Genomic DNA, 25,753 nt, shown 5'->3' with positions numbered 1-25,753 from the left:
GGTGGTGGGGGGGGGGGCCCCCCGCGGGGGGCGGCCCCCGGGGGGGGCCGGGGGGGGGGGGGGGGCGCCCCGCCCCTCCCCTTCCGAAGCCGCTCCGCCTTCTCCGCGTTCTCCGCCTTCTCCGCGTTCTCCGCGATCTCCGCGATCTCCGCGATCTCCGCGATCTCCGCGATCTCCGCGATCTCCGCGATCTGGTGCGTGCCCTCCGTACCCTCCGTCCCGTCTTCCTCCCGTCTCAGCCGCCGGACGAGGTTTCGACCAGGTTTCCCCGACCGGCTAGGCTCCCCGCGTGGCTGATATCCAGATCCCCGCTGACATCAAGCCCGCCGACGGACGATTCGGCGCTGGCCCCTCCAAGGTGCGGACGGAGGCGCTCGACGCGCTGGCCGCGACCGGCAGTTCCCTGCTCGGCACCTCCCACCGCCAGGCCCCGGTCAAGAACCTGGTCGGCACGGTCCGCGAGGGCGTGCGCCGGCTGTTCTCGCTGCCCGACGGATACGAGGTGGTCCTCGGCAACGGCGGCTCCACCGCGTTCTGGGACGTCGCGACGCACGGACTGATCGACAACAAGTCGCAGCACCTCACCTTCGGCGAGTTCTCCTCGAAGTTCGCCAAGGCCGCCAAGCTCGCGCCGTGGCTCGCCGACCCGACCGTGATCTCCTCCGACCCGGGCACCCATCCCGAGCCGGCCGCCGAGGCGGGCGTCGACGTGTACGCCTTCACCCACAACGAGACCTCCACCGGTGTCGCCGCTCCCCTCAAGCGGGTCGCGGGCGCCGACGAGGGCTCCCTCGTCCTGGTGGACGCCACCTCCGGCGCCGGCGGCCTGCCCGTCGACATCGCCGAGACCGACGTCTACTACTTCGCCCCGCAGAAGTCCTTCGCCTCCGACGGTGGCCTGTGGATCGGTGTGTTCTCCCCGGCCGCCATCGAGCGCGCCGAGCGGATCCACGCCTCGGGTCGGCACGTCCCGGAGTTCTTCTCGCTGCCCACCGCGATCGACAACTCCCGCAAGAACCAGACGTACAACACCCCGGCCCTCGCGACCCTCTTCCTGCTCAACGAGCAGCTGGAGTGGATCAACGGCCAGGGCGGCCTCGCCTGGTCGACGGCGCGCACGAAGGACTCCTCCTCGCGCCTGTACCGGTGGGCCGAGGACAGCAAGTACGCGACCCCGTTCGTCACCGACGCCGCGAAGCGCTCGCAGGTCATCGGCACGATCGACTTCGCCGACGAGGTCGACGCCGCCGCCGTCGCCAAGGCCCTGCGCGCGAACGGCATCGTCGACACGGAGCCCTACCGCAAGCTCGGCCGCAACCAGCTGCGCGTCGCCATGTTCCCGGCGATCGACCCGGCGGACGTCGAGGCGCTCACGCAGTGCATCGACTACGTGATCGAGAAGCTGTAACCACCGCTCCCCCACGGGGAGTTCAGGCGGTACGGGCGAGGGGCGCCCGGCACGGGAACGTGCCGGGCGCCCCTCGCGCCGTTGTCGGTGCCCTCACCGGGCCCCGCGGGCCGGTCGGCCGGCTCAGTTGCGGCGCAGCAGACGCCGGAAGCCGAAGACCACGGCGAGCAGCGCGGCGACCGCGACGGCGCCGACCTTGAGGCTGCCGCTCATCGAGTCGCCGTCGTCGCCGGAGGCGGAACCGCCGCCCTGCGAGGGCGACTTGCCGTCGGAACCGGTCGCGCCGGGCACGTCCCGCGGCTGCACGGGGCTGTCCGTTCCCTCGCTGCCGTACATGAGTTTGGTTCCGTCGGTGGTGTACGTGACGGACTCGCCCTGGCCTTGGAGGGGCACGTTCAGGCGGCCCTCGCGTTTGATGCTGCCGCCGTTCCAGTCGTAGAGGATGCCGCCGAAGTAGCCGCGTACGGCGAGGTGCCGGCCGTCGGGCGAGAACGCGCCGTCGGTGACCCACAGGTCGACGGGGGCGACGGGCTCGAAGATGTTCGTGCCGGTCGCGGAGAGGTGGGCGGGGCCTTCGTAGAGGTGGCCGCCGTCCTCGTCCTTGTCGGCGATGTACACACGGCCCGTCTTGGGGTGGACCATCAGCGCCTCGGCGTTGCGGGCGCCGTCGGAGTACTTCACGACGTACTGGGTGGCGCGGATCGTCTGGTCCTTCAGGACCTTCGGCTCGGGCAGCTCGTAGATCCACACGTGGTCCCACTTGCCGCCGAGGTTGTCGCCGATGTCACCGACGTACAGGTCGCCGTCGGGGCCCAGCGAGATCGCCTCGACGTCCCGGGGCGCGCCGACCCCGCTCATGGTGACCGTCGCGACGGTGCGGCCGGTCCGGCTGTCGACGGCGTACAGGTAGGCGCCGTCGTCGCTGTCGTTGTGGGTCCAGTACACGCCCGGGTGGATCCGGGAGGCGGCGAGGCCGCTGGACTCGGTGATGCGGGGGTCCTTGATGGTGAATCCGTCGTCCCCTCCGTCGGCGAGGGCCGGCGCCGCGAAGGCGACTGAGGCGACGGCTACGGCAACGGCTCCGGCAAGGGCTCCGGCGGTGGTCCCGAGGCGGAACGAGGGCGATCGGCGCATGGCCCAAGCCTGCCACCCCGCCCGAGTGTTCGCGTCGGCGGTGGCCGCCGAACAGCCCTCGACCGGCAGCGGACCGACGGCGGACGGACGGCGGACGGACGGCGGTCGGCGGACGGCGGTCGGCGGACGTGCGGCCGACCGGGCGGTGGACCAGGCGCACAGTGGCGGGCCTCACACCACGACGGCTCATCGCGCCCCCGCCGATCGTCCATGATGAGCGGATGCTCAGGTTCATGCCCGTCGGGGACTCCATGACGATCGGTAGCGCGGGCGAACACACGTGGCGTTACCGGATGTGGCAGCACCTGCGGGCGACGTACGGGGGCCCGTTCAAGATCGTCGGTCCGCGCGAGACGCTCTACGACATGACGACGGGCGTCCCCGACTCCTACGAGTACGCCGACCCGGACTTCCCGCGCGGTCATCTGGCGGGCTGGGGCGAGGGCTGGCAGCACATGGCGCCGGTCATCCGCGAGACGGTCAGCGCCCAGCGCGCCGACGTCCTGCTGGTCTCCCTCGGCCTGATCGACCTGGGTTTCTACACCAACGCGGTGCAGACGGCCGACAACGCCCGCATGTTCGTGGCGGAGGCCCGGGCCGCGAACCCGCGGGTGCGGATGGTGCTGCTCCCGGTGATACCGAACGTGCGCGCCGAGTCCGACGCCCCTTTCGCCACCGAGGTCGCCGCGTTCAACGAGCTGCTCGCCAAGACGGTCGCCGACCTCGACGAGCCGCGCTCCCCGCTGCTCCTGGCGTCCCCGCCGCCCTCGTACGACGTCGCCTTCGACACCTACGACGGCACGCATCCGAACGCCGGCGGCGAGCACAAGATCGCGGAGGGGTTCGCGGAGGCGATGTACCAGGCGTGGGATCTGGGCGCGCCGTACGTCGCGGCGACGGTCTGAACGGTCGCGACGGCCCGGACACCGCAAGGGGGCCCTCCCGGGCGGGGAGGGGCCCCTTGCGGCCCACCGGACCCTGACGGGCCCAACCAGGGTTTCCTGGAGGGGCGTTGCACCGGACGGCCGACCGCCGGTCCGTCGCTGATCCGCCTCCCTACCCGTACCGATCCGCCTCCCTACCCGTGCCGATCCGCTTCTCAGCTCGTGCCGATCCGCTTCTCAGCCCGTGCTGATCCGCTTCTCAGCCCATGTGGACGGGTGCGGCGCCCTCGCCCTGGTGCTGCCGGCCCGCGGTGATCGCGAGGGCCGTGACGACGAGGCCCGCCAGGAACAGGGCGGCGGCCGCGGCGAACGCCGTCGTGTAGCCGTGGGTCAGTGCGGCGGCCGCGGCGGAGACGAGCCCCGCGTCGTGCGTGGCGAGACCGCGGTACAGAGCCCCGGCGGCCCCGGGGAGCCGGTCGTCGGCCGCCGACGTGGACACCGTCGACAGCACCGCGAGGCCGAGCGCGCCGCCGATCTGCTGTGCGGTGTTGAGCAGCGCGGAGGCGATCCCGGTGTCCTCGTGGGAGACGCCGCTGACCGCGCCGAGTGTCATCGGCACGAAGCTCGCTCCGAGGCCGAGGGCGGTGACGAACATGGCGGGCATGATGCGCCCGGCGTAGGAGGAGTCCGGTGTGAGCGTGGCGAACCAGCACATGCCGCCGGCCGCGACCAGCAGACCCGGCCCGGCGATCAGCCGCGGCGCGATGTGGGTGACCAGCTTGGAACTGGCGCCGGCCGCGGCGGCCATGCCGAAGCTGAACGGCAGGAACGCGAAGCCGGTCCTGATCGGGCTGTAGTCCAGGATGAGCTGCGCGTAGAGCGTCAGGAAGTAGAAGGTGGCGAACATGCCCGCGCCGATGAACAGCATCGTCGCGTAACTCCCGGCCCTGCTGCGGTCCTTGAGGAGTCGCAGCGGCAGCATCGGGGACGCCGTCCGGCCTTGGAGCAGCAGGAACACCGCGAGCAGGACGGCCGCGACGGCGAACGAGGCGAGGGTGAGGGCGCCGGTCCAGCCGTGCTCGCCGCCCCGGGTGATGCCGTAGACGAGGGCGATCAGTCCGCCGGTTCCGGTGACGGCGCCGGGCACGTCGAGGCGTCCGGGGTGCCGCTCGGCCTCGACGAGGGTGCGGGTCCCGGCCAGGACGGCGAGGCCGATGGGGATGTTGACGAAGAACACCCACCGCCAGTCCAGGAGGTCCGTCAGGACGCCGCCCAGGAGCAGTCCGACCGTCGCGCCGACACCGCCCATCGCCGCGTACACGCCCATGGCGGTGTTGCGGGGCCTGCCGCCGGGGAACGTCGTGGTGATCAGCGCGAGCGCGTTGGGCGCGGCGAGGGCGGCGCCGACGCCCTGGAGGATGCGGGCGGCGATGAGCAGGCCCTCGTTCGGGGCGAGGCCGCCGAACAGCGAGGCGAGGGTGAAGACGGCGATGCCTGCCTGGAAGATCCGGCGCCGGCCGAACAGGTCTCCGGCCTTGCCGCCGAGGAGCAGCAGTCCGCCGAAGGCGAGGGCGTAGGCGTTGACGATCCACGCCAGGTTCGCGTCGGAGACACCGAGGTCGCTCTGGACGGCGGGCAGGGCGATGTTGGTGATGGTGGCGTCGAGGACGACCATCAGCTGCGCCGCGGCGATGACGACGAGGGCGAGGCCGAGGTGGCGTCCGCGGGGTGCGGGGCCGGTACCGGGCTCGGTCCCGGAAGTGTCCGTCCCGGCGGGGGCGACGGCAGGGGTGCTGCCGGCAGACACAGACATGGAAATACTCCAAAAGGTGGGCTGGAATCATTTCCCGGAGAGCGGAAGCGACCGGACAAGTCAATTCGAATTCCGAGAGGAAGCCGGGGCGAACGGAATCCGGGAAAGGTACGGAACGGAACGCCCACGCGTGCTGCAATCCGGGGCGGGGTGCCTGCACGGCACAATCCGGCCCCGGGACGAGCCCTCACCCTAACAGCCACAACACCCCGGGAGGGGGCGGGAGATCGGCCTCGCGGTGTGGTGATGATCGCCCTTGACGAATGCACGGACCGTGTGAGCACAAAGCGGAAAGCGGTGTGCGCGGACACCGGGAAGGAATCCGGAAAAGGGGCCGGTGCGGGTCCACATTTTTCACGGAAAGGCAAATCCTGAACCGGTCGGGCGGAGGTGTTTCGCCGGACGGACGGGAAGTCGGCCTCGGCCGGACGCCGCGATCCGCCCTTGCCTAGAGCGCACTCCACCCCGTTGGCTGGTACGTCATGAAGTACACACAGCTCGGACGCACGGGGCTCAAGGTCAGCCGGATCGTCCTCGGCACCATGAACTTCGGACCGCAGACCGACGAAGGCGACAGCCACGCCATCATGGACGCGGCGCTGGACGCGGGTATCAACTATGTCGACACGGCGAACGTGTACGGCTGGGGCGAGAACAAGGGCCGTACCGAATCGATCATCGGGAACTGGTTCGCCAAGGGCGGCGACCGGCGGGAGCGGACGGTCCTCGCGACCAAGGTGTACGGGAACATGGCCGCCGAGGGCGAGCCGTGGCCCAACCAGGACAAGCTGTCCGCCCTGAACATCCGGCGGGCGGTCGACGCGAGCCTGAAGCGGCTGCGGACCGACCACATCGACATCTACCAGTTCCACCACGTCGACCGGTCGACGCCGTTCGAGGAGATCTGGCAGGCGATCGACGTCCTGGTGCGGCAGGGCAAGATCCTCTACGTGGGGTCCAGCAACTTCCCCGGCTACAAGATCGCGCAGGCCAACGAGATCGCCGCGCGTCGCGGCGGCACCATCGGCCTGGTCAGCGAGCAGTGCCTGTACAACCTCGCCGAGCGGCGCGCCGAGATGGAGGTCATCCCGGCGGCACGGGAGTACGGGCTGGGGGTCATCCCCTGGTCTCCGCTGAACGGCGGGCTGCTGGGCGGTGTGATCAAGAAGGAGGTCCGGGGCGGCCGCCGGGCGGGCGGCCGGTCCGCCGACGCCCTCGCCGACACGGCCGTACGCAACCAGATCCAGGCGTACGAGGACCTGCTCGACAAGCACGGCCTGGAGCCCGGTGAGGCGGCCCTGGCATGGCTGCTGACCCGTCCGGGGGTGACCGGCCCGATCGTGGGCCCGCGCACCGCGGAGCAGTTGGAGTCGGCGCTGCGCGCCGTGGAGCTGGAGCTGTCGCAGGAGGTCCTGGAAGGTCTCGACGAGATCTTCCCGGGTCCGGGTCCCTCGCCGGAGGCGTTCGCCTGGTAGGACGGGCCCGCGCGGCGTCCGGTGTCCGGCGGTGGCGGTCGCTACCTGACCGCCGCCGCCAGTGCCACGACGACGAACATCAGCACGAGCACACCGGCCATGATCCGGTTACGGGTCTTCGGGTTCACGCCATCGAGGTTAACCGGCCCCTTGCCCGGTCCCGTCGCCCGCCCCCAGCGGCCGGGCGGCCAGGGTCTCGTAGCGGGGCCGCTCACCGGGGATCCCGGAGGCCGGCAGGTTGCTGCGGACGAGACACAGCTCGCCCACGGTCCAGGTGCCTCCGGCGAAGCCGTCCAGGGCGGTGACGTACGGGGTGAAGTCTGCGGAGTCGCGGCTGCGGGCCAGGGTGAGGTGGGGCCGGTAGTGGCGGTGTTCCTCCATGGCGATGCCCGCCTTGCGGCCGGCGGCCTCCGCGCGTGCGGCCAGCAGCCGCAGACTGTCGATGTCCCCGGTGGCGCCCGCCCACAGGGCGCGGCCGCCGAAGTGGCCGCCGCCGCGCAGGGCCAGCGGGAAGGGTGCGGTGTGCCGGGCCGCGCGGGTCAGCCGTTCGGTGAGGTCCGGCACGGTGGCGTCGGCGACCTCGCCGTAGAAGGCGAGGGTGAAGTGCCAGCCGGGGAGGCCGGTCCAGCGCAGCGCGTCGGCGCCCGGTGTGCGCCGCAACAGGTCGGCCTCCGTGGCGAGTTCACGCACCGCGTCAGCGGGCGGCAGCACGGCCGCGAAGAGTCTCATGCGGCCACTTTCCCAGGTGGCGGCGCCTGCGTGGAGGGATTCCGCCGGTGGCCCGGTCTCCCCGTGCGCGACGGCCGGCCCCCTCGCGCGGAGGGGGCCGGCCGTGGCGTCGGACCGGCTGTTCGCCGGCGGGGTCTCACACGGTGGCCAGTTGCTCCTCGGTGCGGGCGCGCGGCACGAAGCGGACGCGGGGTGCGCCGCGGTGCCAGCCGAGGGAGACGCGCAGGCCGCCGAGACGCGCCAGGACCAGGCCGATCGTCGTCGCCGCGGCCATCGAGACGAGGCCGCCGAGCGCGAAGCCGATCCGGGGGCCGTAGGAGTCGGTGACCCAGCCGACCAGCGGGGCCCCCACGGGGGAGCCGCCCATGAAGACCATCATGAACAGCGCCATGACCCGGCCGCGCATGGCCGGGTCGGTGGCCATCTGGACCGAGGTGTTCGCCGTGACGTTCACCGTCAGGCCGGCGATGCCGATCGGGACCATCAGCAGGGCGAACAGCCACAGTGAGGGGGCCGCGGCGGCGACCACTTCGAGCGCGCCGAAGGCGACGGCCGCCGCGATCAGCACGCGCAGCCGTGCCGTGCCGCGCCGCGCCGCGAGCAGCGCGCCGGCCAGTGAGCCGAGGGCCATCAGCGTGTTGAAGAGGCTGTAGGCGCCGGCGCCGGCGTGGAAGGTGTCGTCCGCGTACGCCGACAGCCAGACGGGGAAGTTGAACCCGAAGGTGCCGATGAAGCCGACGAGGACGATCGGCCAGATCAGGTCGGGGCGGCCGGCGACGTAGCGCAGGCCTTCGCGGAGCTGGCCCTTGCCCCGGGGTGTCCGCTGGACGACGTGGAGTTCGCGGCCGCGCATCAGGAGCAGGCCCACGATGGGTGCCACGAACGACAGGCCGTTGAGGAGGAAGGCCCATCCGGTGCCGACGCCGGTGATCAGGAGTCCCGCGACGGCGGGGCCGACCAGGCGTGCGGACTGGAAGTTGGCCGAGTTCAGGCTGACCGCGTTCTGCAGCTGGCCGGGTCCGACCATCTCGGAGACGAAGGACTGGCGGGCCGGGTTGTCGACGACGGTGGCGAGGCCGACGGCGAAGGCGGCGACGTAGACGTGCCAGACGTGGACGTGTCCGGAGAGGGTGAGGAAGGCGAGCGCCAGGCCGGTGAGGGCCATCGCCGCCTGGGTGACGAGCAGCGTGGGGCGTTTGGGCAGCCGGTCGACGAGGACGCCGCCGTACAGGCCGAAGAGCAGCATCGGCAGGAACTGCAGGGCGGTGGTGATGCCGACGGCGGCGGAGGAGCCGGTCAGGCTCAGCACCAGCCAGTCCTGGGCGATGCGCTGCATCCAGGTGCCGGTGTTGGAGACGACCTGGCCCATGAAGAACAGCCGGTAGTTGCGGACCTTCAGCGAGCTGAACATCGAGGAGGAGCGCTGGGCGCGGGGGGAGGGGCCGGCGGTGGCCGGCGAGGTCTCGGCGGTGGCCGGCGAGGCGCTCGGGGTCTGCGGGGTGGCCGCGGGGGTCCCGGTGGTGGCCGGGGGAGTCGCGGGCGTGGCCTGCGCGGGGTCCGCGACCTGTGCGGGGTCCGCGGTGGCCGGGGAGGTTCCGGCGGTGGCCGGGGAGTCGTGGGCGGCTGAGGAGTCGTGGGTGGCTGGTGCGGGGGCGGAGTGTGCTCCGGGTCCCGAACTCAAAAGGGCTCGCCTCCGGGGAGTCGTGGACGTCGGCGTCATGGGGGCGTCGGCGCTTGCTGGGGGCGGCCCCCGCCGATCCGGGATCGATGGGGGCCGGTTGGAGCGGGTCAGATGTGGGCGAGTTTCTCCAGGACGGGGGCGGCCTCGCGGAGCTTGGCCCACTCGTCCTCGTCGAGGACCTCGACCAGTCCGGCCAGGAACGCGTTCCGCTTGCGGCGGCTCTCTTCGAGCATGGCCTCCGCCTTGTCGGTCTGCGTGACGACCTTCTGGCGCCGGTCCTCGGGATGCGGCTCCAGCCTGACGAGCCCCTTGGCCTCGAGGAGCGCGACGATGCGCGTCATGGACGGCGGCTGCACGTGCTCCTTGCGGGCCAGCTCGCCGGGCGTGGCGGTGCCGCAGCGGGCGAGGGTGCCGAGCACCGACATCTCGGTCGGACTCAGCGACTCGTCGACCCGCTGGTGCTTGAGTCGACGCGACAACCGCATCACTGCGGATCGCAAGGCGTTCACGGCGGCCTCGTCGTCGCCCTGGGTGAGGTCAGGCATGTTCTTTAGCGTAACTCATTACCCTCGCTAAAGACCAACGGGGTGCCCGTGAAACGCGCCACCGAACCCCGAGGTCACTCATATGAGTGAGCCGGATCCGGAAAGCGACCCGGTTCCGGCCCGCGTGCGGCGACCCTCGACTGCATGGGGACCAGCGTGCTCAGCCTGCGTATGGACGGGGAGCTGCTCGACCGGCTCCGGGAACATGCCGCAAAACGCGGAATGAGCGTCCAGGACTATGTGGTCCGGACGCTCATTCGCGACGACTTCGACGAGCGGTTCCAGACCGCCGTCGAGGAGACGGAGAAGTTCTACGGGGTCACGTGAGGCCGCGTACCCGTGCCGCCGTCCCCGGCCGGGTCAGGTCAGGCCGAGGGCCGGCATCAGGTAGTAGAAGGTGAACACCGCCGACACCACGTACATCGCGACCGGGATGTCCCGCCCGCGGCCCGCCGCGAGGCGCAGCACGACGAAGGTGATGAAGCCCATGCCGATGCCGTTCGTGATCGAGTAGGTGAACGGCATCAGCATCATCGTCACGAAGGCCGGGATGGCGATGGTGTAGTCCGCCCAGTCGATCTCCTTGATCGAGTGGGACAGGATCAGGAAGCCGACCGCGATGAGCGCGGGGGTGGCGGCCTGGGACGGGACCATCGTGGCGACGGGGGTCAGGAAGAGGGCGACGGCGAAGAGCGCGCCGGTGACCACGTTCGCGAAGCCCGTGCGGGCGCCCTCGCCGACACCCGCCGTGGACTCCACGAAGCAGGTGGTGGCCGAGGAGGAGGAGGCGCCGCCCGCGGCGACGGCGATGCCGTCGACGAAGAGGACCTTGTTGATGCCGGGCATGTTGCCGTGGGCGTCGGTCAGCTTGGCCTCGTCGCTGATGCCCATGATCGTGCCCATCGCGTCGAAGAAGCACGACAGCAGCACGGTGAAGACGAAGAGGACGCCGGTCAGTATGCCGACCTTGTCGAAGCCGCCGAAGAGGCTGACCTTGCCGACGAGACCGAAGTCCGGGGTGGCGACCGGGTTTCCGGGCCACTTCGGGGTGGTCAGGCCCCAGGACGGGATGGTGGCGACGGCGTTGATGATCACCGCGACGACGGTCATGGTGACGATCGAGATGAGGATCGCGCCCGGCACCTTGCGGACCATGAGGGCGAGCGTGAAGAGCGTGCCGAGGATGAAGACCAGGACCGGCCAGCCGGTGAGGTGTCCGTCGCCGCCGAGCTGGAGCGGGACGGTGGTCTGGGCGGCGTCCGGGATGCGGGAGACGAAGCCGGAGTCGACCAGGCCGATCAGCATGATGAACAGGCCGATGCCGATGGCGATGCCCTTGCGCAGGCCGAGCGGCACGGCGTTCATCACGCGCTCGCGCAGACCGGTGGCGACCAGCAGCATCACGACGAAGCCGGCGAGGACCACCATGCCCATGGCGTCCGGCCAGGACATCCGGGGGGCGAGCTGCAGGGCGACGACCGTGTTCACGCCGAGGCCCGCCGCGAGCGCGATCGGCACGTTGCCGATGACGCCCATGAGGAGCGTGGTGAACGCGGCGGTCAGCACGGTGGCGGTGACGAGCTGCCCGCCGTCGAGGTGGTGCCCGTACATGTCCTTCGCGCTGCCCAGGATGATCGGGTTCAGCACGATGATGTACGCCATCGCGAAGAAGGTGGCGAAACCGCCGCGGATCTCGCGCGGGAGGCTGGAGCCCCGCTCGGAGATCTTGAAGTAGCGGTCGAGGGCGCTCTGCGCGGGCCGGGACTCCGGCTCCTGCGGGGCGGGGGCCTGGGTGGCGGCCGAGGTGGACATGCGGGTCCTCAAACGTGCGGGGGAATGGGGAACATGATCAAGTCTGGCCAGTGTCCGGTCACCGACGGGTTTCCCCCAGGTTTCCGTTGGTGTTTCGTACGAATACAACTGGCCAGTCTTGGACGGTTTCAGTATGAACATATGAGTCCGAAATCGCTATCTCCGCGCGTAGACCCTTGGTATACAAGGGGAACGAGGGTGCGGGCGTCGGCCGGATCCCACTCCTCGTAAGCTGTGCACATGGCGAAGTGGACCCCCAAGCACGAGGCGCCGGAGCCCCTGGAGGGCCCCGTCGTCGCCACCATCACGGGCGGCACGATCCTCTGGTTCGTCCTCTTCCTGGTGCAGCTGCCGTTCTACGGCTGGTTCGACGACCACGGACACCTGTGGTGGCTGTGGACGTGCCTGGCCGGCGCGGGACTCGGCCTGATCGGCATCTGGTACGTCCGCGGGCGCGACGCCGCCATCAAGCGCTCACGGGCCGCGGGCACCCCCTCCCCCACGACGGAGTAACGGCCACCCGGGGACCTCCCCTACGCCCACGGCAGCATTACCCGCGGCCCCGGTCCTCCCCAGGTCGGATCTTTCGGGCGCTCGGCGGGTGAAGCCGTATATCCGCACGTACCGTCGAATGCATGACCCACATCGACGCGGGCGCCGGACTCGATCCCGTTCACCCCGTGCCCATACCCGCGTCCCGGCGGGCGGAGGGGCTCACCGCCGCCGAGGTGGCCGAGCGCGTCGCGCGCGGTGAGGTCAACGACGTCCCCGTGCGCAGCAGCCGCTCCATCACGGAGATCGTCCGGGCCAACGTCTTCACCCGGTTCAACGCGATCATCGGTGTGCTCTGGCTGATCATGCTGGCCGTCGCGCCGTTCCAGGACAGCCTGTTCGGCTACGTGATCATCGCCAACACCGGCATCGGCATCGTCCAGGAGTGGCGGGCCAAGAAGACCCTCGACTCCCTCGCGGTGATCGGCGAGGCGAAGCCGACGGTCCGCAGGGACGGGGCGGCCACCGAGGTCAGCACCTCGCAGATCGTGCTCGGCGACCTCATCGAGATCGGGCCGGGCGACAAGGTCGTCGTCGACGGCACCTGCGCGGAGGCCGACGGGCTGGAGATCGACGAGTCGCTGCTCACCGGTGAGGCCGACCCGGTGGTCAAGCACCCGGGGGACCCCGTGATGTCGGGCAGCTTCGTGGTCGCCGGAGGCGGCGCGTTCACGGCGACGAAGGTCGGCCGGGAGGCGTACGCGGCGCAGCTCGCGGAGGAGGCCTCCCGGTTCACGCTCGTCCAGTCCGAGCTGCGCACCGGTATCTCCACGATCCTCAAGTACGTGACGTGGATGATGATCCCGACCGCCATCGGCCTCATCATCAGCCAGCTCGTCGTCAAGCAGCACGGCTTCAAGGACTCCATCGCGCGGACCGTCGGCGGGATCGTGCCGATGGTCCCCGAGGGGCTCGTCCTGCTCACCTCCGTGGCCTTCGCCATCGGGGTCATCCGGCTCGGCCGGAAACAGTGCCTCGTGCAGGAGCTTCCCGCCATCGAGGGCCTCGCCCGCATCGACACCGTCTGCCTCGACAAGACCGGCACCCTCACCGAGGGCGGCATGGACGTCACCGGACTGCGGCTCCTGGACGGCGCCGACGAGGAGTACGTGCGCACGGTGCTCGGCGCGCTCGGCGCGTCCGACCCGCGGCCCAACGCCTCCCTCCAGGCGATCATCGCCGCCTACCCGGACAGCGAGGAGTGGCGCTGCACCCAGGCCCTGCCGTTCTCCTCCGCCCGCAAGTACAGCGGTGCCGGGTTCAGCGAGGGCAACGGCGAGTCCAGCACCTGGCTCCTCGGCGCCCCGGACGTGCTGCTGGCCGAGGGCGACCCGGCGCTCGCCGAGACCGAGAGGCTGAACGAGGCGGGACTGCGCGTGCTGCTGCTCGCCCGCACCACCAAGGACCTGGAGGACCCCGGCGCGAAGGAGGCCGCGCGGCCCACCGCGCTGGTCGTCCTGGAGCAGCGGCTGCGCCCGGACGCGGCGGAGACGCTGCGCTACTTCGCCGAGCAGAACGTCAAGGCCAAGGTCATCTCCGGCGACAACGCGGTGTCGGTGGGCGCCGTCGCCGACAAGCTCGGCCTCACCGGCGAGGTCGTGGACGCGCGCCGGCTGCCCTCCGAGCGGGACGAGATGGCGAAGTCCCTGGAGAAGGGCACGGTGTTCGGCCGGGTCACCCCGCAGCAGAAGCGGGACATGGTCGGCGCCCTGCAGTCACGCGGCCACACCGTCGCGATGACGGGTGACGGGGTGAACGACGTGCTGGCCCTCAAGGACGCCGACATCGGGGTCAGCATGGGCTCGGGGTCCGAGGCGACCCGTGCGGTCGCGCAGATCGTGCTGCTCAACAACAGCTTCTCGACACTGCCCTCGGTGGTCGGGGAGGGCCGCCGGGTCATCGGGAACATCACCCGGGTGGCGACGCTGTTCCTGGTGAAGACGGTCTACTCGGTGCTGCTGGCCGTCCTCGTGGTGTGCTGGCAGGTCGAATACCCCTTCCTGCCCCGGCACCTGACCCTGCTGTCCACCCTGACGATCGGCATCCCCGCGTTCTTCCTCGCCCTCGCGCCCAACACGGAGCGCGCGAAGCCCCACTTCGTGCGGCGGGTGATGCGGTACTCGGTCCCCGGCGGGGTCGTCGCGGGCGTCGCCACCTTCGTGACGTACCTGATCGCCCGTCACCACTACACCGGGGACGGCTCGCTGAGCGCCGAGACGAGCGCCGCGACGCTGACGCTGTTCCTGATCTCGATGTGGGTGCTCGCGATCATCGCCCGGCCCTACACCTGGTGGCGGATCTGCCTCGTCGCCTCGATGGGCGGGGCGTTCCTGCTGGTGCTCGTCGTGCCGTGGCTGCAGCACTTCTTCGCGCTGAAGCTGGTCGGCACGACGATGCCGTGGATCGCGGTGCTGATCTCCGTGATCGCGGCGGCCGTCCTCGAGTTCTTGTGGAGGCTGGTCGACCGCCGCGTCCCGGCGTGAGGGGTGCTGTCGACTACTGCACGTCGACGTAGTCACCCGTGGCCTTGACGGCCGGGGTGGTCGAGGTGCCCGCGAAGTTGTAGCGGAAGTAACCGTCGACGGTGGCCGTCGTGGTCGTCTTCAGGTTGCCCTTGGAGTCCGACTTCACCGTCTTGAGGGTCGACGTGTACGTGGAGGCGGACTTCGTACGGAACTGCAGCCCGACCGGCTGGACGGTGTAGCCGGCGTACTTGTGGGTGTCCCAGTTGGCACGGGACAGCAGGCCGGTGACCGTGATGGTCTTGCCCTTCTTGACGGGCTCCGGCGAGGCGTTGACCGTCAGCTTGGAGTAGCGCTGGAGCTTGGTGGTGGTCAGCGCGTCCTGGTCGACGTACCCGACCTTGCTCAGGTCGGCGTTCGGGTCGTCGAGGTCGACGCCGTTCAGCGCGATCGCGTAGCCGTAGGCCTTCCACGTGGTCGCGTCCACGTTGCGCAGCTCGTCGTGCGGGTCGATGTCGATGGTGCCCGTGCAGGAGGCGGCCGTCGACGAGGTCGCCGTGCAGGACGGCCAGTCGTCGCCGATCAGCTCGTTGTCGAACGCGTCGAAGGAGCCTCGGTAGATCTCGACGTCCATCAGGAAGTCGTCGGCGGTGATGTCCACCGACGCGGCGTGCTTGACGTTGTAGGTGACCGGGACGGAGACCGTGTTGGTCGTTCCGGCGACGATCGGCTTGCCGTTGTTGACCTTCACGCTGGAGAAGGACAGGTCGAGCGTGTAGGGCTCGCCGTCGGAGCCGGTGGACCCGGTGTACGCGGTCTTGCCCGAGGCGGCGTGGGCGGCCTCGCGCACCTTGGCGATGTCCGCGCGGTGGTCGGCGGAGCCGGCTGCGTGGGCGCCCGGGACGGCGAGGGCGGAGAGGGCCAGGGCGCCGGAGACGGCGGCCACGGTGGCACGTATGCGCATGCGATCCCCAAGTGGAGAAAGGGGCCCGGCGGGTGGTCGTTCCTCGCGGTTCGTCGACACCAGGGGGCCCAAGTGATCGTGGAATCTGTTGACTCCGGTGATCAGATCGGCGACGCGGGCGAATGGTTGTACGGGGGATGAAGATTTTGTGTACGCATTACCAAGATCGCGCACGGGGTGGGCGGAGAAACCACCCACCCCGTGCGCGAACGGTCCCGGACCGCTCAGTCGAACCAGCGGTCCCGGGCCAGTTCCTCGGTGCGGGAGGGGTCCTCCAGCAGGGCCGCGACCTCGAAGCGGCGCGGCCACTGGCCCGCCGACCAGGCGAGTCCGGCGGCCACACCCTCCACGGTGGCGGCGTGCAGCACACCGTCGCGGGTGGCCCGCCAGTCCAACTCCGTTCCGTCCACGACCAGTTCCTCGTGCTCCAGGTACGAGGCGGGTGTCGCAGGCCCCAGCAGGAGCCGTACGGAGTCCGGGACGTCGTGCTCGGTGCCCTCGGAGGTGACCTCGCCGGTGACGGACTCGCTGAGCCGCCGCACCTGCAACAGCTCGGCGAGCTCCGCCGCCCGGGACGGCCGCACCGGCAGCAGCGGCACCCCGTCGGTGAAGGCCAGCAGGTCGGGAGAGTCGACGACCACAGCGTCGGCCGCGTCCACCACCCGCACCTCGCCGTCCACGACGGCCCGCAGCTCGTCCGGCAGCGTCACCTGCTCGGGATCGAGGTCGGCCAGCGCGCCGTAGAGGGCGTGCAGTTGGGCGCCGGAGACCTCACGGTCCGGGTCGGCGAGCCGGTCGAGGAGTTCGGCGGCGCCGCCGGGCTCGTCGAGCAGGGCGGCCACCGACGTACGGACGCCGAGCGCCCGCAGCACCTGCTCGTCGTCGAAGCCGGTCGCGTCGGCCTCGTCGTACAGGCCGCGCAGCAGCGGATCGCCGCCGGCCGCGCGCAGACCGGCCGGGCGGCGCCCGTCGAGCACCGGATGTCCGCGCAGCCACCACGCCGTGTACGGCCGGACGACCTCGTGCGTGCCGTCGGGCAGCAGGATGCGCACCTGCTGGGTGATCGCGTCCCGCAGCGGCGGCCGCGCGAGCAGCGCGAGCGCCTGCGGCCACCGGTCGTCGTCCACCAGGTCCAGGTCCCGTACGGCGACGATCTCGGTCGCGACGGGCGGCACCGGGGAGTCCGGCAGCCGGTCCAGGACGTCCTCGCACCACACGTCCACCGCGTCGAGCAGGCCCGCGTCGTCGGGCTGGGCGAAGTCCCCGTCGCGGGGCTCCAGTTCGTCCGGGTCGAGGACGACGTCGGTGGCCCGCACCAGGGCGAAGCCCGCGAGCACCCCGCAGGCGGCGAGTGGCCGGCCGCCCCAGCGGTCCGCCAGCTCCGCGTCGAGGAAGGCGAGTTCGTCCTCGCGCATCAGCTGGGCGAACGGGCTTCCGGGTAGCACGAGTTCACCGGCGGGCGCGAGTTCGCCCTCCTCGTCCGGCAGGGCCAGCGCGCCGAGCCAGGGCTCGTCACCGGGTTCGAGCCCGGCGTCGCGCACCAGCGCGAGCACGGTGTCCGCCAGTTCCTCCGCGTCCGGGGTGTCCTCGTCCCAGGCGCCGCCCCCGTCGTCCAGCGAGGCGGCCACCGCGGCCCGCACCTGCGGGGTGGTGAGCACCGAGCGGGGCGTCGCGGGCAGCGCGCCCAGCTTCTCCAGAAGCGGATGCACGGCGTCCGGATGGGCGACCTTCAGACCGAGCCGGGCGAGGGTGTCGGGCGCGACCAGCGAACCGTCGGCGGTGGGCAGCAGCACCTGGCGCGGCCCGATCGTCGTCCGGCCGTCGGCCAGCGGCACGGGCAGCCCCGACAGCCGGTCCGGGTCGACCCCGGCGAGGCTGTCGTACAGGCGGTGCCACCAGCCCGGGTCCTTCTCCAGACCGGCGAGCCGGTCCACGGCCTCGGTGAGCGGGACCCGGGCGACACCCAGGGTCCGCAGTTCCACGCGCCGTTCCAGTCCCGCGGGCAGCAGGCTCGGCAGGACCTCGGCGAGGACCCGCACCGTCTCGGCGCCGGCGCCCTCCACCACCTCCGCGTCCCGCGGCCGCAGCGCGGCCGGCTGCTCCGCCGGGCTGCTGTCGGGCCAGTCCGCCGGGGTGTCGGCGGCGGGCGTCTCGTCCGGCGGGACGGCGGGCGGCAGGAACGAGGTGCGCGGGAGCCGCTCCAGGACGGCCCGGCGCAGCGCGCTGTCCAGCTCGCCCTTGCCGAGCGGTCCCGGCACCAGGTCGATGATCCCGGTGTCCACCGGCCGCCACGCGGCGAGCAGCTCCGCGTACGCGTCCGCCGCGCGCTCCACCAGGAAGTCGGTCAGCGGGCCCGGGGCCGCGTGGCGCCGGGTGGTGTCCAGCGGGAGGGAGGCGATGAGCAGCGCGGGCACGCCGAGTGCCTCGTCGCTCGGGGTGGGCGCGTGCACGACGGGGCTGGTCCGGGGGCGGGCCGGGACGCCGTCCGGGCCGAGGGGGACGGCCCAGGTCACGGACCAGTGCGGCCGCAGCCGCTCCTCGACCGGACGGTCGGCGAGCAGGGCGGGGTCGAGGGAGCCGTGGCGGGCGACGGTGCGGTAGCGGGTGGTGCCGTCGCGGGAGTCGTCGATGGTGACGAGGCCGTGGGTGGCGGCGGGGGCGTCGCCGGTGGCGTATTCGGCGTCGCCGGTTGCCGGGGCGGGGGCGGAATCGGCGTCCCCGTCGGCGCCGGGCCGGGTACGGCGGAGGGTGCGGACCTCCCCCTCGCCGGTCTCGACGACCACTTCCTCCAGGCCGGGAAGGGCGAGCAGCAGGGCGTCGTCGACGGTGCGCAGGAGGCGCTCGGCGAGGTCCTCGGCGGCGGTGTCGCGCAGCGGGAGGATGACGGCCGTGTCGTACGGGTCCGGGGCGGTGCCCTCGGCGGCGAACGGCAGCCGGAGCAGCGGTACATGGCCGTCGCGGCGGCGGATCTCGTCACCGAGGCCCGCGCTGTCCCCGGCGGTGCCGGCGGCGAGGTCGCGGGCTTCGGCGAGGGCCCAGCGGACGCCGCCGTGCCGGCCGACGACCGCGGGTTCGTCCGTGACCGCGAGGACCGCGGCGAAGCCGACGCCGAACCGGCCGACGGCCGAGTCGTGGGCGTCCCGTTTCGAGGATGCGCGCAGCGTGGAGAGCGACTCGACGCCCGCCGCGTCGAGGGGGGCGCCGGTGTTGGCGGCGATCAGGACGCCGTCGCGCAGGGTCAGCCGGAGGCGGCCGGGGGCGCCGGCACGGGCTGCGGCGTCGGCGGCGTTCTGGGCCAGTTCCACGACGAGCCGGTCGCGGTACCCGCCGAGGACGAGGTCCTCCTCCGCGTTGGCGTCCTCGCGGAACCGGGCGGGGCTGGCCGCCCAGGCGTCGAGTACGCCACGGCGCAGGCGCGCCGTGCCGAACGGGTCCGCGCCCTCGGCCGCGGGCCGCACGAACTTACTCACGGATTCACTCTCCCTCTCGGGTGGCGCGGCCGCGCGGGCGGCGGGTCGCGGCTCGAAGGTACCGCGCGCTCCCCCGCGCTCCCGCCGGACGCCGGCTGCGGGCAGACGGGGGCCGAGGTTCCGGCGGGAAAAGGGCACGGGACACGGTCCAGCCCCTCGGCGATCGAGGAGCGGGTCCTGGGCGCAAGCCCCAGGACGGGACGGGCGGGGGCGGAGGGGGCGAAAGGAGCCGGTGGCCGGTCCCTGGGGCGGAGGACGAGTGGGTCCCCGCCCCGGGGCAGCGTGCCGCTACGAGTGGCCGAGTTCCGCGGTGGACTCGTCGGGGGCCGCGGAGACCGACCCGGAGTCGGGGGACGGCCGCAGCGGGAAGGGGTCCACCCGGGTCTCGTCGATCACCGGCTGAGGCGGCCGCGGAGGCGCCGGCATGACGGCGGCCTCGGAATGCCCCCCGCATCCGTACGCGAGGGACACCACATGCCCGTCGGCGGGCGAGAACTCGTTCGCGCAGACCCCGAACGCCTGTCCGAGCGTCCCGCCGATCCGGTTGAGGAAGCCACAGCTGACGCACGTCGCGGGCGCGGCCTGCGCCATCGCGGTCTTGGGCCCGTACGCCTCTTCCCAGCGGTCGGCGGCGACGTGCAGGCCGTAGCGGGAGAGGACCCGGGCCCGGCGCAGACCGAGTTCCTCGGCGACCGCGGCGATCGAACCGCGGCGCGGGGCCATCGGGAGGTTCGCGGGGGTGCCCGCACTCACCTCGATGTCCTCGGCCTCCACCAGCTCGGCCATGTCGTCCGAGATCGCGGAGTTCGGCGCGGGCTCGTCCTCGCCGGAGAAACCGGGTTCGAGCCGCAGGTCCTCGGCGTCCGTGGGCAGCAGGTCGCCGGGGCCCATGTCGCCGGGGCGGAGCCGCTCGCTCCACGGCACCCACTCGGGAGCCAGCAGCGCGTCGGTCCCCGGGAGGAGCACCGTCTCGTCGAGGGTGACGACCTTCGCTCGGGACGCGCGGGCCACGGTGGACGCCCAGCGCCAGCCCCGGTATCCCGGTTCCTTGCACTCGAAGTAGTGCGTGACAACGCGGTCCCCCTCGGAGACCATCCCGAGGTGCTCGCCGACGATGCCCGGATAGGCGACCTCCTCGGCGGCCGTCCGGGCGAGGTCGATCGCCTCGGCGCACAGGCGGTCAGGGGTGCGGCTTCGCGTTGTCGCTGCGCTCACAGGTATCGCTTCTCTCCTACGCCGTCTCACGGGTGCGCCATTCCTCCGGCGGGGGTGCGGACGGAGCGGACCGGTGGGCCGCGTCGACGTCCGCGCCCGATCGCACTCGGGCGCACCTACGCCATCCATTCTGCGGGATGGCCGAGAGGCGCGCGGCCGAGAACAATCGCCGCATGCGCGTTACGCACGCTACCTTCTCCTGGCCCCTGGGCCCACACCGGCGGGCGTCTTCGGCGCTCCGCGCCGGTATCCGGGCCGCTCCACGGCGTGCCGCCGGACCGCCTGACGCCGCCGCTCCGGCGCCCCGCGCCAGGGGTCCCGCACTCCCCGGCGCGCCCCGCTCCCCCACAAGCCGCCGCCCCCCATCCGCGCGGTAACCGCACTACAAACCCCGATCTCGGGGCACTATGACGGGGTGGCATCCGCAAGGTCGCCCCAGGGAGCCACCGGTCTCGGTGGCGCCAAGGGGAGCAACCAAGGTGACGGATCGGGCCGGGTGAGCGGTTCCGTCCGTGCGGTGGGGCGTGCCCTGAACTTCCCCGTGACAAAGACGGCGCGCGGCATCCGCCGGGCGACGCACGCGCACGGAGCGGGCGAGTCGGGCCTCGGAAAACTCATCGAACTGCACGCGGTGAACGGCGCGGGCGACGTCATGATCACCGTGGCGCTGGCGTCCACGGTGTTCTTCTCGGTGCCGACCGACGAGGCGCGCGGCCGGGTGGCTCTCTACCTGGGCATCACGATGGCGCCCTTCGCACTGCTCGCCCCGGTGATCGGCCCCCTCCTGGACCGGCTGCCGCACGGCCGGCGGGCCGCGATGGCGGGCTCGATGCTCGTCCGGGCCATGCTCGCGCTGATGCTGGCGGGCGCGGTGGTGAGCGGCACGTTCGAGCTGTACCCGGCCGCGCTCGGGGTGCTGGTGGCCTCGAAGGCGTACGGCGTGGTGCGCAGCGCCGTGGTGCCCCGGCTGCTGCCACCCAACTTCTCCCTGGTCAAGGCCAACTCACGGGTCACGCTGGGCGGGCTCCTGGCCACCGGTGTGGCCGCACCCATCGGGGCGCTGCTCCAGTCGCTGGGCTCCCGCTATCCGCTCTACGGCGCCTTCGTGATCTTCATCGCGGGTACGTTCCTGTCCTTCTCGCTGCCGCCGAAGGTCGACTCCGCCAAGGGCGAGGACAAGGCGCTGCTCGCCGCCGACGAGGGGCATCTGCACGGCCCGCACCTGAAGAAGCCGCCGCGCCCGGGGCTGCGGACGGTGGGGACGGCCGTCACGCACGCGCTCGCCGCCAACGCCTCGCTGCGCTGCCTGTCCGGCTTCCTGATCTTCTTCCTCGCCTTCCTGCTGCGCGAGCACCCGCTGAGCGGCAAGAGCGCGGCGGTCTCACTGGGCCTGGTGGCCGTCTCCGCGGGGGTGGGCAACGCGCTCGGCACGGCGGTCGGAGCCTGGCTGAAGCAGCGCGCCCCGGAACTCATCGTCGTGACGGTGGTGGCGTTCGTGCTGGGCGCCGCGGTCACGGCGGCGGTCTTCTTCAGCACCGCGCTGGTGGCGTGTCTGGCGGCGGTCGCGGGGTTCGCGCAGGCCCTCGCGAAGCTGTCCCTGGACGCGATGATCCAGCGCGACGTCCCCGAACTGGTCCGCAACTCCGCCTTCGCCCGCTCCGAGACGCTGCTCCAGATGGCCTGGGTCCTCGGCGGCGCCGTCGGTATCGCGATGCCGCTGAACGGGTCGCTCGGCCTGTCGGTGGCCGCCGGGATCGTCGCCCTCGGCTGGCTGACGACCGTGCGGGGGCTGCTTTCCGTGGCCCGGCGCGGGGGTTCGGGGCGCGGGCGGGTGTCCTGAGCCGCGCGGGACGGTGTCCGGGCCGCGCGGGTCCGCGCACGGCACGCCGTACCCCACGTGGGGGGACTGGTGGGCGCGCCCGATAGCCTTCGGCCATGACCTCCCTGCCCCGCGGCAGAGCCGCTAATGGACGACGCGCCGCCCGCACCCGCCGCGCCGTCGCCACCGTCGGCGCCGTTTCCGCCGGACTCCTCGCCCTGTCCGCCTGCGACAAGCCGACGCCGCTGGCCACCGTCACGGTCGGCGACAACTCGGTGAGTTCCGAGACCGACTGCTACAACGACGGCGACGCGGTGAAGACCGCCGACCTGGCGAAGTGCCTGCAGTCCAAGGACATCAAGTCCATCAAGGTCGATCCCGACGCGACCGTGCGCTTCGGTGTGGACCCGAAGATCGCGGACAAGGGCTGGACGATCCTGATGAACGGTCAGCCGCTGACCGACTCCAGCACGAAGACGTACCGGACCATCCCGGGCAGCGTGTTCTTCAACGAGCAGTACGGCGCCAAGGGCAACTCGACGGTCGTCTCCATCAAGGAGGGCGAGAAGGACGTGTCGGGTCTGTGGTCCTTCAAGTTCCAGAAGGACGCCTGATCACTGCCGCCGGGCGCAGGGTGCTCGTGGCCACCGCCGTTCCCGCCGAACGGGACGCGGTGGCCGGGGTGTCCCCCGGCCCGGGCCGTGAGACACGGCTGCCCGGGGCGACCCTGCTCCGGGCCGGCGGCCTCGATCTGCTGGCCGCCGGTGTGGGGCCGGCCCTCGCCGCCTCCTCCGTCTCCGCCGCGCTCACCGCGGCGGCCCTCGCGGGCACGCCGTACAAGCTCGTCGTCTGCGCCGGAGTCGCGGGCGGTTTCCAGCCCGACGCGCCGGTCGGGTCGCTGGTGGTCGCCGACGACATCGTCGCGGCCGACCTGGGCGCCGAGTCCCCCGGAGGTTTCCTCCCGGTCACCGAACTGGGCTTCGGGACCGTCAGCCACCGGCCGCCGGATTCACTCGCACGAGAGGTCGCGGCCGTCACGGGCGGCCAGGTCGGGACGGTGCTCACCGTGTCGACCGTGACCGGCAGCGCGGCCCGCGCCGCCGAACTGCGCGCCCGGCATCCGCGGGCCCTCGCCGAGGCGATGGAGGGCTTCGGCGTCGCCGAGGCGGCCGGTGCGCACGGGGTGCCGGTGCTGGAGATCCGCGCGGTGTCCAATCCCGTCGGCCCGCGTGACCGCGCCGCGTGGCGCATCGGCGACGCGCTCGCCGCACTCGCCGGGGCGTTCGGGAAGCTGACGCCCCTCCTGGAGAGTTGGAACGGACATGACCGTACGCACTGAACCTTCCGAAGACCTGCGGATCGCCTACTCGCCCTGCCCGAACGACACCTTCGTCTTCGACGCCTGGGCGCACGGCCGGATCCCGGGGGCGCCCCCGCTCGACGTGACGTTCGCGGACATCGACATCACCAACGGCATGGCCGAGCGCGGCGAGCTCGACGTGCTGAAGGTGTCGTACGCGGTCCTGCCGTACGTCCTCGACGACTACGCGCTGCTGCCCTGCGGCGGTGCGCTGGGCCGGGGCTGCGGGCCGCTGGTGCTGTCGCGGGAGGCCGGTACCGACCTGACGGGCCGTACGGTCGCGGTGCCGAGCGAGAAGTCGACGGCGTACCTGCTGTTCCGGCTGTGGGCCGCGGACACGGTGCCCGGCGGGGTCGGCGAGATCGTCGTCATGCCGTTCCACGAGATCATGCCGGCGGTGCGGGACGGAAAGGTCGACGCGGGCCTCGTCATCCACGAGGCGCGTTTCACGTACCAGAACTACGGGCTGCACAAGCTGGCCGACATGGGTGAGCACTGGGAGCGGACGACCGGGCTGCCGATCCCGCTGGGCGCGATCATCGCGCGGCGCTCGCTGGGCGCGGAGCGGCTGCGGGCGCTCGCCGACGCCACCCGTGCCTCGGTCCGCGCCGCCTGGGACGACCCGGAGGCATCCCGCGCCTACGTCCTGGAGCACGCCCAGGAGATGGACCCGAAGGTCGCGGACCAGCACATCGGCCTGTACGTGAACGAGTTCACCGCCGATCTCGGCGAGGACGGGTACGCCGCGATCCGCGGACTCCTCACGCGTGCGGCGGCCGAGGGACTGGTACCGCCCCTCGGACCGGACGCGCTGGACTTCCCCTGATCCGGAGGGATCCGGACCTCTCCGGTCAGACGTCGAGCTGGTCGGCGACCGCGCGCAGCAGGCCCGCGATCTTGTGGCCGGAGGCCTTGTCGGGGTAGCGGCCCTTCTCGAGCATCGGAGTGATGTTCTCCAGGAGGGTCGTCAGGTCCTGGACGATGGACGCCAGTTCGTCGGGCTTGCGGCGCTGGGCCGCCGCGACCGAGGGGGTCGGGTCGAGGAGTGTCACCGAGAGCGCCTGGTCCCCGCGCTGACCTGCGACGACTCCGAACTCCACACGCTGGCCGGGCTTGAGAGCTTCGACTCCGGCGGGCAGGACCGAGGAATGGACGAAGACGTCGCCGCCGTCGTCGCGGGAGAGAAAGCCGAAGCCCTTCTCACTGTTGAACCACTTGACCTTGCCGCTGGGCACCGTCTGTCCTCGTCCTCGTACTCGTCGGGAACTGCTCGGGAAACCGCTCGGGTCGTTGCAGGGGCAACTGCCCTTGAACGGCTCTGGATAGCACTACAGCGGGTCGCCCGACCCGCCGCCATCAAGGCTAGTGGTCCGGCGGCCGGTGACAAGACGTCGCCGGACTGTTCCTTCGCGCAGGGAACTACCCTGGTCGGGTGCGTGACAAAACCCAAGCGAATTCCCGCGAAGCCGGTGACCGGCTGATCCGTGCCGGTGCCATCGTGTTCTTCATCGGAGCCGTGGCCACACTGGTCACCGTGGCCCCGCTGTTCCTGGACACGAATCCTTTTCCGACCTACATGTTCGGCCTGAGCATGCTCATGGGGGTCGGCTTCCTGCTGGCGGCGGCTGGCGTGCTGCAGTCCGTCGCGGAGGGCCGCCGCAGGGCGCGCGCCGCGAGTTCCTGAGCGGCGGCTCGGCCCGGAACCTCTCCCGGCCCGCCCGGCCGCGCCTAGCGGTGGTTCTTCAGCCAGGCCGGGAATTCGGTGAGGTCGGCGAGGACCACGTCCGCGCCCGCGGCACGCAGTTCCTCCGCGTCGCACGGGCCGGTCGCCACACCCACCGCGTACGCCTGCGCCGTGTGCGCGCCGCGTACGTCGCCGGTGTGGTCCCCGACGTACACGCTCGCGCCGTGCTCGCGCAGTGCCACCGCCTTCTGCTCGGCCCACAGGTTGCCGACGAGTTCGTCGGCCGCGATGCCCAGGTGGTCCAGGTGCAGCCGCGCGTTGGGCTCCCACTTCGCGGTGACGACTACCGTGCGCCCGCCCGCCGCCCGGACCGCCTCGACGGCCTCGCGCGCGCCGGGCATCGCGAGCGTCCCGGTGATGGCGTGGGCCGGGTACATCTCGCGGTAGAGGTCGGCGATCGCCGCGACGTCCGCGGCGGGGAACCAGTTGGCCAGTTCGTCCTCCAGCGGCGGCCCGAGCCGGGTCACGACGAGATCGGCGTCGATGTACGTCCCCGTCCGCTCCGTGATCGCGGTGTAGCAGGCGTGGATCCCGGGGCGGGAGTCGATCAGGGTCATGTCGAGGTCGAAACCGACGGTCAGCGCGGGAGCAGTCATATGCGCCATTGTGCCCAGGCCGCCGACGGGCCGGTCCAGGCACCCCGTGCGGGCGGAGCGGGGGCTGTGGGACGTCCGGTGCGGGCCGTG

At 72.0% G+C, this 25,753-nt stretch carries 22 protein-coding genes; 11 read left to right on the top strand and 11 right to left on the bottom strand.

The window, feature by feature from the left end; all coding sequences use genetic code 11:
• Positions 1 to 289: 289 nt before the first annotated feature.
• A complete protein-coding gene (gene serC / locus ACIRQH_RS13980) occupies positions 290 to 1,408 on the top strand; it encodes a phosphoserine transaminase (RefSeq protein ID WP_388872320.1) in 1,119 nt (372 codons plus the stop codon).
• Between the two features lie 123 nt (positions 1,409 to 1,531).
• On the opposite strand, the gene ACIRQH_RS13975 is transcribed toward serC, so the two are convergent.
• Positions 1,532 to 2,542 carry a WD40 repeat domain-containing protein gene (locus ACIRQH_RS13975; protein ID WP_404225880.1) on the bottom strand — a complete coding sequence of 337 codons (1,011 nt, stop codon included), beginning with the start codon at positions 2,540 to 2,542 and terminating at the stop codon, positions 1,532 to 1,534.
• 221 nt (positions 2,543 to 2,763) lie between these two features.
• Here ACIRQH_RS13975 and ACIRQH_RS13970 point away from each other — a divergent pair, with 221 nt between their 5' ends.
• Positions 2,764 to 3,447, top strand: coding sequence for an SGNH/GDSL hydrolase family protein (locus tag ACIRQH_RS13970; RefSeq protein ID WP_388872623.1), 684 nt, complete (start codon positions 2,764 to 2,766; stop codon positions 3,445 to 3,447).
• A 238-nt stretch (positions 3,448 to 3,685) separates the two neighbouring features.
• Here ACIRQH_RS13970 and ACIRQH_RS13965 read toward each other — a convergent pair whose 3' ends face one another.
• Positions 3,686 to 5,239: an MFS transporter gene (locus tag ACIRQH_RS13965; RefSeq protein ID WP_388872315.1), complete on the bottom strand. Its 1,554-nt coding sequence runs from the start codon at positions 5,237 to 5,239 to the stop codon at positions 3,686 to 3,688.
• 482 nt (positions 5,240 to 5,721) lie between these two features.
• On the opposite strand from ACIRQH_RS13965, the gene ACIRQH_RS13960 reads away from it, so the two are divergent.
• Positions 5,722 to 6,714 carry an aldo/keto reductase gene (locus tag ACIRQH_RS13960; protein WP_358819096.1) on the top strand — a complete coding sequence of 331 codons (993 nt, stop codon included), beginning with the start codon at positions 5,722 to 5,724 and terminating at the stop codon, positions 6,712 to 6,714.
• A 138-nt stretch (positions 6,715 to 6,852) separates the two neighbouring features.
• Here ACIRQH_RS13960 and thpR read toward each other — a convergent pair whose 3' ends face one another.
• The 3 genes from thpR to ACIRQH_RS13945 form a co-directional block, all read right to left on the bottom strand.
• On the bottom strand, positions 6,853 to 7,443 hold the full coding sequence (gene thpR, locus ACIRQH_RS13955; RefSeq protein ID WP_388872312.1) for an RNA 2',3'-cyclic phosphodiesterase: 591 nt from the start codon (positions 7,441 to 7,443) through the stop codon (positions 6,853 to 6,855).
• Positions 7,444 to 7,579: 136 nt separating this feature from the next.
• Complete coding sequence (locus tag ACIRQH_RS13950) at positions 7,580 to 9,124, bottom strand: MFS transporter (RefSeq protein WP_388872309.1); 1,545 nt, start codon at positions 9,122 to 9,124, stop codon at positions 7,580 to 7,582.
• 107 nt (positions 9,125 to 9,231) lie between these two features.
• Positions 9,232 to 9,669, bottom strand: a complete 438-nt coding sequence (locus tag ACIRQH_RS13945) for a MarR family transcriptional regulator (protein WP_355873763.1) — start codon at positions 9,667 to 9,669, stop codon at positions 9,232 to 9,234.
• Between the two features lie 144 nt (positions 9,670 to 9,813).
• On the opposite strand from ACIRQH_RS13945, the gene ACIRQH_RS13940 reads away from it, so the two are divergent.
• Complete coding sequence (locus ACIRQH_RS13940; protein WP_355873760.1) at positions 9,814 to 9,996, top strand: ribbon-helix-helix protein, CopG family; 183 nt, start codon at positions 9,814 to 9,816, stop codon at positions 9,994 to 9,996.
• A 33-nt stretch (positions 9,997 to 10,029) separates the two neighbouring features.
• On the opposite strand, the gene ACIRQH_RS13935 is transcribed toward ACIRQH_RS13940, so the two are convergent.
• Positions 10,030 to 11,481 (bottom strand): NCS2 family permease, encoded by a 1,452-nt coding sequence (locus ACIRQH_RS13935; protein ID WP_358819093.1) that lies wholly within the window; start codon positions 11,479 to 11,481, stop codon positions 10,030 to 10,032.
• Between the two features lie 240 nt (positions 11,482 to 11,721).
• On the opposite strand from ACIRQH_RS13935, the gene ACIRQH_RS13930 reads away from it, so the two are divergent.
• Both ACIRQH_RS13930 and ACIRQH_RS13925 read left to right on the top strand, forming a co-directional pair.
• On the top strand, positions 11,722 to 11,994 hold the full coding sequence (locus tag ACIRQH_RS13930) for a DUF2530 domain-containing protein (protein ID WP_358819092.1): 273 nt from the start codon (positions 11,722 to 11,724) through the stop codon (positions 11,992 to 11,994).
• A 122-nt stretch (positions 11,995 to 12,116) separates the two neighbouring features.
• Positions 12,117 to 14,516 (top strand): cation-translocating P-type ATPase, encoded by a 2,400-nt coding sequence (locus ACIRQH_RS13925; protein WP_388872304.1) that lies wholly within the window; start codon positions 12,117 to 12,119, stop codon positions 14,514 to 14,516.
• 13 nt (positions 14,517 to 14,529) lie between these two features.
• Here ACIRQH_RS13925 and ACIRQH_RS13920 read toward each other — a convergent pair whose 3' ends face one another.
• From ACIRQH_RS13920 to ACIRQH_RS13910, 3 genes are all read right to left on the bottom strand, one after another.
• Positions 14,530 to 15,459: a hypothetical protein gene (locus ACIRQH_RS13920; RefSeq protein WP_388872301.1), complete on the bottom strand. Its 930-nt coding sequence runs from the start codon at positions 15,457 to 15,459 to the stop codon at positions 14,530 to 14,532.
• Between the two features lie 224 nt (positions 15,460 to 15,683).
• Positions 15,684 to 18,929, bottom strand: coding sequence for a sacsin N-terminal ATP-binding-like domain-containing protein (locus tag ACIRQH_RS13915; RefSeq protein WP_404225878.1), 3,246 nt, complete (start codon positions 18,927 to 18,929; stop codon positions 15,684 to 15,686).
• A 288-nt stretch (positions 18,930 to 19,217) separates the two neighbouring features.
• The gene (locus ACIRQH_RS13910; RefSeq protein WP_358819088.1) at positions 19,218 to 20,144 is read right to left on the bottom strand and encodes a DUF3027 domain-containing protein; all 927 of its coding nucleotides are present in this window, start codon (positions 20,142 to 20,144) and stop codon (positions 19,218 to 19,220) included.
• A 415-nt stretch (positions 20,145 to 20,559) separates the two neighbouring features.
• Between ACIRQH_RS13910 and ACIRQH_RS13905 the strand changes: the two genes are divergently transcribed.
• The 4 genes from ACIRQH_RS13905 (at position 20,560) to ACIRQH_RS13890 (ending at position 24,149) form a co-directional block, all read left to right on the top strand.
• Entirely contained in the window at positions 20,560 to 21,984 is a 1,425-nt protein-coding gene (locus tag ACIRQH_RS13905; RefSeq protein ID WP_358819087.1) for an MFS transporter, read from the top strand.
• A 95-nt stretch (positions 21,985 to 22,079) separates the two neighbouring features.
• A complete protein-coding gene (locus ACIRQH_RS13900) occupies positions 22,080 to 22,577 on the top strand; it encodes a DUF2771 domain-containing protein (RefSeq protein WP_358819086.1) in 498 nt (165 codons plus the stop codon).
• A gap of 26 nt (positions 22,578 to 22,603) precedes the next feature.
• The gene (locus ACIRQH_RS13895) at positions 22,604 to 23,302 is read left to right on the top strand and encodes a futalosine hydrolase (RefSeq protein ID WP_404225875.1); all 699 of its coding nucleotides are present in this window, start codon (positions 22,604 to 22,606) and stop codon (positions 23,300 to 23,302) included.
• Positions 23,286 to 24,149, top strand: a complete 864-nt coding sequence (locus ACIRQH_RS13890; RefSeq protein WP_358819084.1) for a 1,4-dihydroxy-6-naphthoate synthase — start codon at positions 23,286 to 23,288, stop codon at positions 24,147 to 24,149. Before ACIRQH_RS13895 ends, ACIRQH_RS13890 begins: the two co-directional genes overlap by 17 nt.
• Before the next feature lie 25 nt (positions 24,150 to 24,174).
• Here the strand turns inward: ACIRQH_RS13890 and ACIRQH_RS13885 are convergent, their stop codons facing one another.
• Entirely contained in the window at positions 24,175 to 24,558 is a 384-nt protein-coding gene (locus ACIRQH_RS13885; protein WP_358819083.1) for a cold-shock protein, read from the bottom strand.
• A gap of 197 nt (positions 24,559 to 24,755) precedes the next feature.
• Between ACIRQH_RS13885 and ACIRQH_RS13880 the strand changes: the two genes are divergently transcribed.
• On the top strand, positions 24,756 to 25,007 hold the full coding sequence (locus ACIRQH_RS13880; RefSeq protein WP_358819082.1) for a hypothetical protein: 252 nt from the start codon (positions 24,756 to 24,758) through the stop codon (positions 25,005 to 25,007).
• Between the two features lie 44 nt (positions 25,008 to 25,051).
• On the opposite strand, the gene ACIRQH_RS13875 is transcribed toward ACIRQH_RS13880, so the two are convergent.
• Positions 25,052 to 25,672: a haloacid dehalogenase-like hydrolase gene (locus ACIRQH_RS13875; protein ID WP_358819081.1), complete on the bottom strand. Its 621-nt coding sequence runs from the start codon at positions 25,670 to 25,672 to the stop codon at positions 25,052 to 25,054.
• Positions 25,673 to 25,753: the final 81 nt, after the last annotated feature.

This window comes from Streptomyces sp. NPDC102279 (assembly GCF_044766365.1).
Taxonomy (GTDB): Bacteria; Actinomycetota; Actinomycetes; order Streptomycetales; family Streptomycetaceae; genus Streptomyces.
The sequence above is the reverse complement of the archived record's forward strand: the minus strand, read 5'-3'. Positions and strand labels throughout refer to the sequence as shown.